Annotated in this window: 10 protein-coding genes; 2 read left to right on the top strand and 8 right to left on the bottom strand. The window is 58.4% G+C overall.

Features of this window, described 5'->3' with window-relative positions:
- Positions 1-127 precede the first annotated feature (127 nt).
- Together B2590_RS00080 and B2590_RS00085 are read right to left on the bottom strand one after the other, a co-directional pair.
- Positions 128-1,951, bottom strand: coding sequence for an ABC transporter ATP-binding protein (locus tag B2590_RS00080; RefSeq protein ID WP_414673314.1), 1,824 nt, complete (start codon positions 1,949-1,951; stop codon positions 128-130).
- Between the two features lie 231 nt (positions 1,952-2,182).
- A complete protein-coding gene (locus tag B2590_RS00085; protein ID WP_126811203.1) occupies positions 2,183-3,850 on the bottom strand; it encodes a carboxypeptidase regulatory-like domain-containing protein in 1,668 nt (555 codons plus the stop codon).
- A 238-nt stretch (positions 3,851-4,088) separates the two neighbouring features.
- Between B2590_RS00085 and B2590_RS00090 the strand changes: the two genes are divergently transcribed.
- Positions 4,089-5,543, top strand: coding sequence for a hypothetical protein (locus B2590_RS00090; protein ID WP_286811717.1), 1,455 nt, complete (start codon positions 4,089-4,091; stop codon positions 5,541-5,543).
- A gap of 126 nt (positions 5,544-5,669) precedes the next feature.
- On the opposite strand, the gene B2590_RS00095 is transcribed toward B2590_RS00090, so the two are convergent.
- Positions 5,670-7,118: a rhomboid family intramembrane serine protease gene (locus B2590_RS00095; protein WP_036211151.1), complete on the bottom strand. Its 1,449-nt coding sequence runs from the start codon at positions 7,116-7,118 to the stop codon at positions 5,670-5,672.
- 334 nt (positions 7,119-7,452) lie between these two features.
- On the opposite strand from B2590_RS00095, the gene B2590_RS00100 reads away from it, so the two are divergent.
- On the top strand, positions 7,453-7,899 hold the full coding sequence (locus B2590_RS00100) for an OmpA family protein (RefSeq protein WP_036211154.1): 447 nt from the start codon (positions 7,453-7,455) through the stop codon (positions 7,897-7,899).
- 54 nt (positions 7,900-7,953) lie between these two features.
- Here the strand turns inward: B2590_RS00100 and B2590_RS00105 are convergent, their stop codons facing one another.
- The 5 genes from B2590_RS00105 to B2590_RS00125 all read right to left on the bottom strand — a co-directional run bounded on the left by B2590_RS00105 (position 7,954) and on the right by B2590_RS00125 (position 12,226).
- Positions 7,954-8,355, bottom strand: a complete 402-nt coding sequence (locus B2590_RS00105) for an MAPEG family protein (RefSeq protein ID WP_036211157.1) — start codon at positions 8,353-8,355, stop codon at positions 7,954-7,956.
- 2 nt (positions 8,356-8,357) lie between these two features.
- Complete coding sequence (locus B2590_RS00110) at positions 8,358-8,600, bottom strand: GlsB/YeaQ/YmgE family stress response membrane protein (RefSeq protein WP_007154902.1); 243 nt, start codon at positions 8,598-8,600, stop codon at positions 8,358-8,360.
- Positions 8,601-8,703: 103 nt separating this feature from the next.
- Positions 8,704-9,414 (bottom strand): lysophospholipid acyltransferase family protein, encoded by a 711-nt coding sequence (locus tag B2590_RS00115; RefSeq protein ID WP_036211160.1) that lies wholly within the window; start codon positions 9,412-9,414, stop codon positions 8,704-8,706.
- A gap of 47 nt (positions 9,415-9,461) precedes the next feature.
- The gene (locus B2590_RS00120; RefSeq protein ID WP_036211163.1) at positions 9,462-10,073 is read right to left on the bottom strand and encodes a class GN sortase; all 612 of its coding nucleotides are present in this window, start codon (positions 10,071-10,073) and stop codon (positions 9,462-9,464) included.
- Positions 10,070-12,226, bottom strand: a complete 2,157-nt coding sequence (locus B2590_RS00125; RefSeq protein ID WP_278368422.1) for a marine proteobacterial sortase target protein — start codon at positions 12,224-12,226, stop codon at positions 10,070-10,072. Before B2590_RS00125 ends, B2590_RS00120 begins: the two co-directional genes overlap by 4 nt.
- Positions 12,227-12,436: the final 210 nt, after the last annotated feature.

Raw genomic sequence — 12,436 nt, forward strand, 5'->3', positions numbered from 1 at the left:
GATGGCAATAGACTGATGCAAAGACCCTGATTTTGAAAGTCTCCTATAACTATTGCACCGATTGACCAGACTTCAACTGCGGTTCCGTGAATGTTCAGTATTGCGGCGGTGAATACCCCTACCCTCCTCAGGCCTGCCGATCTCCATAAAGCTGAGCGTAGAGCCCCTGGCGGGCGATCAGCTCATCATGATGCCCTTCCTCGGTGATGAAGCCGTCCTCGAAAACGTAAACACGGTCGGCCTGTTTTACGGCACTCAGACGATGGGCAATGATCAGGGTGGTGCGTTGACGCAGGAAAGCCTCCAGATCCTGATGCAGCTGAAACTCGGTTTCGGCGTCCAGGGCGGAGGTGGCCTCATCCAGGATCACCACGGAGGGATCCGACAACACCATGCGGGCAATGGCCAGCCGCTGGCGCTGGCCACCGGACAAACGCACCCCCTGACGGCCAATCATGGTATCCAGTTGCTGAGGCATGTCCGCCACGGTCCCGTCCAGTTGCGCGATCGCCAGGGCCTGCCACAATTCGGCGTCGATCTTGTCCCGGCCCAGGGTGAGGTTCTGTCGCACGGTGTCGTTGAACAGGGCCGGGTGCTGCAGCACGGTGGCCACGTTCTCCCGCAGACAGGGGAGCCCGATGCGCTGGACCGGCACACCACCCAGCAGCACCTGCCCCTGCTGCGGTGTGTACATGCCCAGAATGACCTGTACCAGAGTGGATTTTCCGCCGCCACTGGCGCCCACAACCGCGACTTTCTCTCCCGGTTCAAGGTGGAGGTCAATGCCCTTGAGCACGGATTCCTCACCGTAGCTGAAGTGGATGTCCTTCAGAGTCAGGCCAACGGTGTGACGATCCCTGAAGGGGTTTTCCAGCGCCAGGTAACGGGGCTCCTCCTCCAGTTCCAGCAAGCGGTTGATTCGCCCCAACGCCGCATTGGCGGCGAACCAGGCGTACTGCATATTCAGCATTTCCTGTACCGGCGTGAGCATAAACCACAGGTAGCCAAAGATGGCGAACATCATGCCGATGCTCAGGTCGCTGAACAGGACCGTCACCATCGCCGCCGCGCGGAAGGTGTCGACACCAAACTGGAACAGCGCAAAGCTGGCGCGGGTGGCGGCGTCGCTGCGCCATTCAAACTGTATGGCATGGTCGCGAACCGTGCGGGCGCGGCTGATCAGCTGGCGCAGGTAGTGCTGTTCCCGGTTAGCCGCCCTGAGCTGGTGGATCGCGTCCAGAGTTTCCGTCAGGTCACCCTGGAAGTCCTCGTAGGCGCTATTCTCCTGGCGTTTGAGTTCCTTGACCCGTTTGCCAATGAGCATGGTGGCGAAAATCACCAGCGGATTGAACAGCAGGATCAGCAGTCCCAATTGCCAGTGAACCCACATCAGCACGATGGCGGTTCCGGTGACGGTCAGGCTCGCCACCAGGAAACGGCTGATGGTGGTACCCAGGAACTGGTCGATGGTATCCAGGTCGGTAATAAAATGACTGGTGATGCCGCCCGAGCCACGGGTTTCGTACTCCGACATGGCCACCCGCTGCAGCCGACCCAGCAGCCGGGAACGGATACGAAACACCACATCCTTGGAAATCTTGGAGAACTCACGGGACTGGAGCACGTTGAAGGTGAGCGACAACGACCTTAGCAGAAACGCTGCTACCACCATCAGGCCGATGTAAACCACCGGCAGGTGCCATGCTTCGGGCAGCATCGCCTGCATCACGGGCAGCACCGGGCCGGCCTCATCAAGCAGCACTTCGTCCACCAGTACCGGCAACAGCAGGGGAATAGGCACGCTGACCACCGTGGCCAGTATGGCGAGCAGATTAGCGCGGACCAGACGGGGCCGGTGCTTCAATGCAAGTACGAAGATATGTGCCCAATTGTACTGATATGGCTCTACAGCGCTCGGGTGCTGATCAGATTCTCTTACTGGTGCCTTCAAGACGACTCCGATTTGGAATGATGGATCCCCGCGGAACAATAAGGGTTTTACTTCGACGCCGCGCTATGTACGTAAAATGTGGCGGTGTAGGTTTGTTTTGGAGGCTGCGGAGGCAGAATAGCAGGCAGTTGAAGCAAAACGCCCGCGTGACGAGTGCGAAATCAACAATACCGATAGGTACGAATAAAAAAGGGCCTCACCCGGGCCCTTTTACAGTTCTTCTCGGCTTAATCAACGAGCATAGTATTTACGCTCAACCTGTGCCTTAGCTGGATTTTCGTTGCCTTCCATAACACCCAGCGCCGAAGGGCTGACCGTCGCCTGCGCCGGGTTAGCACCGAAATCGCGCCACTCCTGCACTGGTTGCAAGGTGACATTGAACTCGGAGTCTACTACGAAATTCACAACAGCCCACCAATCGGTAGCCGTCCCCTGAGCCTGGGTTGGCGAGAAAACGCTGGTTTCCCCTCCGATAGAAACTTCTACACGGGCAGGCGAGTCCTCAATCGTCCCGCTTCCGCTAAATAGATAAACCAGATAGCGATAGGTACCTGGGTATGGAAAACGGGGAACAGTGGTCACTTCCGGACCAAAGCTAGTGGTATCGTCGACGTCAAGGTTGATGAGAGTTCCATTAACGGACACAGACTGATTGCCGTAATAGACTTCGAACTCGCTGGAACCATTTTCATTCTCCGGGCCAAAAAAATGAGTGTCCAGATCTTCAGGATTCTCGCCCCAGGTCAACGTAATCGACACCGCCGCTTCGGACAGGACAATATCGTTGCCAAGTTCAAAGTCGGTATCACCCACGGAAATCGAGGTTGTGTTGGACAACCCATTTCTGGAAGCCGCGATCAACACATCGGAATTCGGGCGCACCGGAAGGTGAAACGTGCCGTCATTGGCCGTTCGAACGCTAGAGCTACCGATATAATCCTGCCCCTGAGACGTCACCAGGGCATCAGCTACAGGGTCTCCACTTTCGTCGACTACTCGACCGATGACGTCCACGGACTCATACAGGTAGTCCGCATTCCATGTTGTGAAGTGCTCTACGGTACCTTGATAGAAGCTTATGCCATTCTCTGTGACCAACGTTGCAGCGCCTTCTTCCCGCCAAACGCCTTCCTGATCATCGTAATAGAATAGAGGTATGGTTGCAGGTGAGGTAGCCGCAGCCCTGCCCTGCGCTAGTGGAATTCGGATGGTTGCGATTTGGCCCTGGCCGAGCTGGAGGTTTTCGCCACTTTCGGACTCAAAGTTGGCAGTTATTGCTCCCCAGGACTCCATCAACCCCTCGGTACCGTCTGCACCGACCGCCTCATAGCCACCAGGCATAACACTTGGATCGGATGTGGGATCAACAATCGTTATCTCAGCATCCACATCCCCGGAATAGACAGTCCCATCCGGGAGCACAAATGCATTGGCACCGAGCTCCACGACATTCAGCTCGTCAACCGGAAGGTTAGTACTAGTGGAAGCAGAGAATGTCTGTATGCTATTCGCTGGTAACAGTGAGAGTTCAAGTCCCGTAGGTTCAACGTTGTCAAGCGTTGAGGCAATACTGGAGGATTCCGCATAGCCATCTGCATCAGCATTGACAGATATCCTGGCAATCCCCCTATTCACAGACAAAGTAAAACGACCGTCCTCGCCCGCACTGCCTGCCACCTTGGTGCCATCGGCAGACGTAATATCAACAGAAGCACCTGGAACTGGCTCTCCCGTGTAGTAATCACGAACAACGCCACTTACATCGATCTCTTGTTGAACAGGAGGTTGGTCGCTGCCACCTTCGTCAGGGGAGCTATCACTAGACGAGCCACCACAGCCTGTGACAGTGAGGGCCAGTAACAAAGAAAGGCCGACGGTAGATAGTCCTTTATTAAACATAAACTACTCCATTTTCCATATGAGACACATTTCATTCCATTGACATACCGAGCTGCTTAATAAACTAAGTGCTGTATTTTTTCGGTACACTTTATAGCACAAAATCACGACTGAAATTAGCTCCAAGATTTCTTTTGCAGGTGTAAGGCTGTTTTTTGATGTGGTATCCGCAGTGTCCTGGCCCACAAACCCAGTATCTGTAATCATGTGGGCTAAAATTGATTAGAAGATGCGACTAGTGAAACACGACTGCCATTACCACCCCGGCGAACCCGCAAAATGGCATTGCGGTGACTGCCAGATACACTACTGCACCCGTTGCATGCCGGATGCGGACACTCGAAAACAACACGCCTTGTGCCCCCACTGCAGCCGTGCCATGCGCTATCTCGGTGCCGCCACGGAGGCCGTGCCATTCTGGAACCGGATCGGTGCTTTCTTCCGCTACCCGTTCCACACCGATCCGCTGATGGTTATTGCCATTTGTACGCTGGTGCCCTTGGTCGTCAGCGGCAATCTCATCGGCCTGATCATCACGCTGGTGCTGGCCCTGGCACTGCTGAAGTATACCTATGCCGTTATCAGCCACACCGCCGAGGGTCATATGAAACCGCCTCCGGTAGCAGTGGCATTTACCGGCAGCGGGTTTGACATTGTGATCCTGCAGCTACTGGTGTTTGCGCTTATGGGCGGCATGGTAGCGGCCGCTGCCATGGTTGGCGGGCCGCTGTTGATGTTCCTGGCCGTGGCCTTCGTGATACTGGCCCTGCCCGCCAGCATCATGGTGCTGGCCATGGAGCGCTCGGTCATGGCCGCGGTGAACCCCATGAACCTGGCGGTGCTGATCTCGCGCATCGGCACGCCCTATTTCCTGCTGTATGGCTACCTGATCCTGCTGACCCTGGCGTCCGGGGCAGCCCAGGATTTCGCCCTCACCCACTTCGCTCCGGGTGTTGCCCGTACACTGGCGGGTTTTCTCAACAGCACCTTTACGCTGATCCTGTTCCACATGCTGGGTTACCTGCTGTTCCAGTACCAGGAGGAGCTGGGCTTTGCCAGCGATCTGCAGGATGACGAAAACGCCGGCGAAATGCAGAACCGCGACCGCACCCATCGGTTTGACGCCGACATTGACATGAATCTGAAGGACGGCAACTACGACCGGGTCCAGTCGATGCTCAAGGAAGCCCTGAAACGGGATTCCCAGAACGCCTTTCGGTTAGGGCAGTTGCATCAGCTGCTGACCGTCCGCAATGATATTCCGGAGCTGTATCGGTATCACCCCCGATTGCTGAACATGCTGGCGGAACGGAACGACGGCGAGGGTATAGCGGCGTTGTTGGCGGCTATAGAAACTGTGGAGCCAGGGTTCCGGCTGGAGGACCCCGAGCTGTCAGTGCGCTGCGCCCGTTGCCTGTATCAGCGCGGGCATTTCAAACCGGCGCTGAAGTTACTGCAGGACTTCCACAAGCGTTTCCCGGACAGCGAGGAACTGGCACCGGCCTATCTGCTGGTCGCTCAGGCGCTGGCGAATGGTCTGGGGCAGTGGGAAAAAGCGTCGGCGTTCCTGAATTTCGTCAAGAAACGCTGTCTGAACCATCCTTTGCACGAGCAGGTCGATGTGTACCTGCAGCAGGTTGAGAACCGGGAGCCATTGAAAGGCCCGAAGGCTTCTTTCGCAGTTCAGGAGTAAGGCTGATTGTTGGGGAGGCTTTTCCAAAACCGTGCGTAGCCATGGATGGCGGAGCCGAGCGTACATGGATGTATTCACAGCGTGTTTTGGAAAAGTCTCCCCAACAATCGGCCGTCCAACCGTGAGCTAGCCTTCTTGTAACAACTGCCTGTAGTGGCGAGCCTTGGGCGTCATCTCGCGCTTTTCGAACTCCTCGGCCAGCAAGCGGCAGGCTTCGCTGGCCAGGAGCTGATCACCGGCACTGCGCAGGCGTTCGAAGGCTTTCTCCGCGGCTTTCAGGTCGTCATTACGAAGGCAGGTGAACAACACCCGGTTGTGGTCCTCTGCGTCGAGCGGGGCATGGCCCTCGCCTTTGCCCAGGTACTCCTGCCAGATTTCGACCATCCGCTCGGGCTGGCGCCGGCTAAGGGACTCGTTCATCAATTCCTGCGTCCGCTCGCGGTATTGCGGCAGGTCCGGGCGCAGTTTCGCCAGCTGATATAAGTGCTCCAACAGGATAGTGCGGTCCGGGTAGTGCTCTCTCAGCGCCTCGAACTGGCGCCGGGCCAGGTCGAAATCCATGCGGCCGAGGCTGGCCATGGCCTGGCTGTAGCCGGTGGTGAAACGTTCGTCCTGCTCATCTTCCTCTGGTTCGAAAAACTCTTCCTTCACCTGCAACCAGCTCTTGCCCAGCAGCCAGACCATACCCGCGCCGGCCACCAGGCCACCCGCGTGGGCCATGTAGGCAATGCCCGTGGCTCCGGCGAACCAGTAATCGTAGATTTCCTTGCCCAACCACACGGGCAGGATCGCCAACGCCGGGGCGCGAAAATAATTGAAGTACACACCAACGAAATAGAAGAAGCGGATTCTCTGCAACCCGTAGATGGCCACGTACATGCCCATGAGCCCGGAGATAGACCCGGATGCACCCACCAGGGGTATGTGACTGCCCATGGAAAACGCGGTGAACACCACACCCGACAGAGCGCCACACAACAGGTATGCCAGCAGGAAACGCCCTGCCCCCAGGGCCTTCTCGACGGTGAACCCCAGCAGGAACAGGAACACCAGGTTGCCAATAATATGGCCCCAGCCGCCGTGGAGGAATTGGTAGGTAATCAGCGTGTAGAGGGAAAATTCCGCTGGCACCAGCCCCAGCTGATTGGCGCTGAGCCTGTCCATCAGTTGGGTCTGAATGTCCCCCCGCTGCTTCAGCCATAGGCGGCGCTCGGCCGGCGCCCAGAGCCTGTCCCGGTTCTGCAGCATGTACTGGTAAAACTCATGGTCCGCCAGCAGGCTGTAGGCAACCCACAAGTCCCCGCCCTCTTCTTGCAGTTGCTGGAAGTTCTGCAGGTCGTAGACCCGATTCTGATTGTCTTCAAACTCAATCTGGCGCTCGAGGTAGTCCTCGTATACCGGGGCTTCCAAAGACTTCAGGTCCGATTCCAGATACTGCTCAACCGCTTCTTCAATCAGCCGGTTGTCGTCGCCCTGGTAAAAGAAGAATACCAGCAGGCAAGTCGTGATCAGCCCGAGGGTAACCCAGGGTGGGCGCTTCCAGTTCACGGTGTTTTCGGCGGGGATAATCAGCATGGGCCGTCACAATTCATCATAATTTGTCTCTTGAGAGGTGCTTTTTACCACAGCATGGCCAGTTTTTCGCGTTGTAATGAATCCTGAAGCGGTTTAGCCGGCCACGGGCAAAACAAACTGTGCGCGGCACCACAAACAGGCTACTCTGCGGTTGTCACACGATGGTCATACAAATGACATTCAATCAGGGCAGCCGCAAAGGGGCGAATCGCACGATGCTCGAAACGAGCACGGAGTATGGGTTTCGACCAATCGCCAATTGCCGTTGTCCCGGCCACAGCCAATAGTTGCCGGGACAACAAGAAAAACAGGACGTGCAACCAAGGAAACTGCCATGACTGTACTCATACTGGACAATCCGGATCTACTTGCCAGAGCGGCCATCGAATCAGGCCTGCCGATGCCCTCACTGGCATCGGACAGCACACCCCGCAAACCACACCGGCTGCGGTTCCACTACGGTTTCAACAAGCATCGACTGGATGAGCAGGACCTGACCATCCTGCGCCAGCACGCGCTCTACCTGCGACACAACCCGGGCGCTACGGTGCGAATCCATGGCCATGCCGATAATTTCGGCGTTAGTGAATACAACCATTTCCTGTCCCGCCTGCGGGCCAGCAGCGCGGCGAAAGTACTGATTCGCGAGGGCGTCAGGGAAAGCCAGATTCTGGTGAGCGGCTGGGGCAGCGATCGCCCGCTGGCGCGGCCGGAAGACCACGCCGCCAACCGCCGGCTGGAACTGGAATACGTCACCATGGAAATGGCGCGGGCGCTCTAGGAGCCCGGCCTTGCAAATAGAAGATCCGGGGGCTGCGTCGCCCCCGCAGGAGACTCAGCCGTAAACCTGGAACACGTTCCAGAGTAGCAACACGGCAATGGCGAGGATGCCAATCCAGGTCAACAGAATGCCTGCCATACGGGCAATATGGGGGCCGCCCCGGCCATTGATCATGCCGAAGGCATGCAACACACGCCCCACCACAAAGGCCATTCCGGTCCAGTACACCAGCCCGCTGGGAACACCGTTCAACTCGGCAATCGCAAGCATCACCAGCCCCAAGGGGGCGTATTCCACCAGGTTCGCCTGGGCGCGGACAGCCGCCTGGAAGTCCCGGTCGTCGGTGACACCCAGGCTCTTTTTATATTTCAGGCGGAAACGGGAAACCATTCCCGACAACACCAGCAGCAACAGCCCGAGAACGGCTGCGAAAACGGCAGAGACAGGTACGATCATGATCAGGCCTTCTTGATCGCGCTGACAACCGCCAGCAGCAACACGGCACCCACTGTGGCGGTAACCAGTTCACCAATGGCGCCCTGCGCAGCCAGGCCCAGCAGGCGGAAAACGAAACCGCCCAGAACGGACCCGACAATACCGATACCGATGTTAGCCAGTACGCCGAAGCCTCGGCCCTTCATGATCAGGCCGGCCAGCCAACCGGCCACACCACCAATAATCAGGAACAGAATCAGATTCATTGCATGCATCTCCGAGCAGCGAAACAGTCCCCGAAAGACTGCCCTGTTTTACCCGGCGCTTCAAGCACTTCCGCAGGGAGGCAGGCAGTTTCGTGGGACACGTTCAGGCGGTACGTTCGAGGTCTGCGATGGCCGCTTCCATTTGCTGGCGGCACTGGGCCATCAACTGGGGAATATCCGCAACCGTGAGCCCTGCGGTTTCAACCGGCGGAAGCACCCGGATAGCCACCGGTTCGCGACGGCCGGACCACCCCAGGGTACGATCATAGTACTGGCTGGCGCAGACCATGGTGATGGGCGCACCGGAGGCAATGGCGGCGTGAAAAGCCCCTTTCTTGAATGATTGCAGGCCCCGGCCGCGGCTGCGGGTGCCCTCTGGAAAGACCCAGAGGCTCTTGCGGTCACGGCTGATCGCTTCGCTGGTCGCCTGCATCACCGCAACAGCCTTGTGGGAGCGTCCCCGGTTGAGGATGACATTGCCTCCGAGCCAGAACACCTGGCCAAAAAACGGGATCCATATCAGCGACGACTTGCCTACCGTGACGGTGCGGGGCGGCAGCAAATCCCCCATCACGAACAGGTCATCGTTGTGCTGGTGATTGGCAATAACGACCGTGGGCCGGTCCTGCGGCATGTTGTCGGCCCCTTCCAGAGGGCGCTCCATGCCCAGGAGCAAACGACCGACGCGGGCAATCGTTCGTGCCAGCAAGCGGTTGTTGTCCGGATTGAATGGCCGGGCGACATACAGAACCAGTGCAAACAGACAGATGACCGGCACCATCAGCCAGGCCAGCAGTTTTCTTGGCATTCCCATTAACGACAACCCTGATGCAATTTTTGGCGCACAAGTGTACGCCAAAATCAGGTTCCGGCAACAGCCTCCCGGGCCAGGGCGTTATCGGCTTTATTGGCCGTCACCAGGGGCTCGGCTGTGGCCTCCACCACATAGCGTAGCGGACCGTTGTTCTCAAGGCCATCGAAGGGATAACAGGTCACCAGCAACAGCGAATCCCTGGGCAGTTGTGCGGTATTGATTTGCTCGTGCCGGCTATCGACAACGCGAATACGGTCCACCCGGAATGAACGCCAGTCGCCATCGCGATCCTGCAACTTTACCCGGCTGCCGGTTTCCAGATGCTGTAGCCCCCGGAAATGCGTATCGCGGTGGCCCGCAATTACTACCGGGCCCGCCCGGCCGTCGTTGCCCACCACCTGCCCCGGCCCAAAGGCCAGGCTTTCACCGTGCGCGCCGTCCAGCACGATCAGTGACTGGCCGGTTTCAGGCACCATCAGGCGGGCCACTGGCCAGGTGTCTGCCCAGGGCCAGGGCCGGGTTTCCTGCTGCCGCGCCTGGCTTTCAGCCCAGGCCAGCTCCAGAAGCTCCTGCGCCACCAGGGCCTTGAACGGAATCCACAGGCCGACCGCCAGGACAGTCGCGAACGTCGTCGCCAACAGGAGAATCAATCGGTTCATGGGTATACCCTCCGCTTCAGGAGCGTGATCGCGGCCGAGAACATCAGCCCAATCAGGCCAATGGCGATCAGCAGTGGAGACATGGTTGCAGTCTGGGGGTATCGCAACATCGTGCCCTGGCTCCCGGCGGGCAGCAGTGTGGGCACGCTGTCGGTTTCCAGCGCCTCCTGAGACGGTCTGGACGGGGTTTTGTCCTGGGCCAGGAAGCTGGTGTACTTTGTCATCAACTGATGTTCCAGCCCCAAACGGATCACATGCTGGCGCGCGTCATCATCAATCTGGCCGGTCAGCCCACTGTCCATCAGGCTATCGATTTTCTGTTTTGCCCAATGACGATGCAGGCCCTTGCCGTTGGCGGCCTGTTCGAGGCTCAACGACTGTTGCCATTGACTGCCATCCGGAAGACGCCCGGAAACGTCGAGTGCGCCTTCAGCCGGCAGGCCGCGCACAACCTGCACCATGGGCTCCCCCCTGAACAGATCGCCAATTCGGTCAGGGAAGGCTTCGGTTGCAGCGGCCTGGCCCGGCCAACTCACTGCGATATCGGTCAACACCGGCGCCTCCATCTTACCGAACAGCTCGTCCAGCGGGCGGGCCACGTCCGACAGGTCACTGATGGCGGTGTAGGTACCGCGGCCATAGCGTGCAGCTTCACGCATGAAGTGCATGTTGGGGGCAGAACCGATGCCTACGGTGAACAGCCGACTGCTGCCCAGCCCATCACGAATTTTCCCGAAGAGCGCGCTTTCATTACCGACAGCTCCATCGGTAATAAACACCACCTGCCTGACCCTGGCGCGGGACTCCTCGCCACCATCACCGGTCATCTCAAGCGCGGCATCCAGAGCCGAGGCCATCTCGGTGCCACCATCGGCGTTCAGCCCTTTCACGTAACGACGTGCCCGGGCAAGGTTGTTGCCACTGGCGGGAACCGCCTCCATAAACAGTGAGTGGGTCTGACTGTTGAACTGGATAACGTTGAAACGATCATCGGCATCGAGTGTCTCCAGCCCCCGCAACAACGCCTGCCGGGCCTGACGGATGGACTCGCCAGCCATGGAACCAGAGGTGTCGATCACGAACACCAGCTCCCTTGGCAGGCGCTGTTTTCCATTGACGCCGGGCACCACTAACGCCAGCAGGTAGTCCTCACCCTGCCACTGCTCCTGGAAAACGGCGGCTGCGGGCTCCATACCCCGGGCAGGCGCCCAGCGCACGATAAGATCACGGTCCATAGGCACAGCCCGGGATTCCGGCGCCACCTCCACGGTGTTGCCGTTCCAGGTACTGGTCACTCGATGACTGGGGCTCGACACACGGCTTACCGGCAGGCCGGCGTTGATTTCCAGGGCAATGGTTGCGCGATGGCTATCCGGGCCCACATCGTCGGGCCGCACCGTGAACGGGCTGATCTGGTCGGCATCCGGCATTGCCGTGGTGGGCGACGCCCAACCACCCGACCACTGCGCCGGCTCGTTGTCCAGTGCCTGGCCAGGCATGTAGCGCGGTGTCAGCGTGGTGGGCAGGCGCAGTTCGAACTCGCCGGACTGGTAACGCACCGCCTGCTGGTAGTTGAGTTCAACCGTGATGGTTTCTCCCGGGGGGATATTCGCCATACGGGTGGTGAACAGGTTGGGCCGTTGCTGGTCTACACGGGCGACCTTACGGCCTTCCTCCTTCGCCTTGGCGTACTGGCGTTTGGCCTCCTGCTTTTCGTGAATCTCGCCGACAATCACCCGCTCGCCAGCGGTCATGGTCATGCCGTATACGTTCGCATTTTCCGGCAACGGGAACACGAACACGCCTTCCCGCCACTGCTGACTGGTATTACGGAAGCTCTGGCGCAAGCGGGTGTCGGCGATAAGACCGCTGACAGTTACGTTGTAGTCTGTGTTCAACAGGGTTGCCGAGCCCAGTCGCTGGCCGGCATCATCGACAAAATGAAACTCACCGGCGCCTTCGCGTCCAGTTTCGGAGGCCTCTGCGTACACCGGGTGTACAAACAGGAAAAGCAGCACTGCCAGCCACAGGGAAATGCCCTCCAGCCAGCGTCGCAGCCGAGGGGAGATCTTGCTCCCTGTCATACTACCGGCAATCTGCCGCCCGCCATTCGGGGCGGTTGATGAATAGGGTCCCAGGTTGGTCAACAGCATTGTTTCGCTTCCTTGTATCACTGTGGTTGAAAAAGCACGCCTGGTGGCAACTGGCGACTATTTCAGCCCATGGAAGCGGCGATCCGGTGCCACAATCTGGCGATCCGGCGATGAAAAAATGATGAATTGTGGCAAACCCTCTGCTTTACCTTGTTCTGGCCACAGGCCATGGTTAAATAGGAACCCGTACAAACAGGGGAATGGTTGCAG

It is taken from the genome of Marinobacter sp. UBA3604 (genome assembly GCF_002375325.1).
Classification (GTDB): Bacteria; Pseudomonadota; Gammaproteobacteria; order Pseudomonadales; family Oleiphilaceae; genus Marinobacter; species Marinobacter salarius.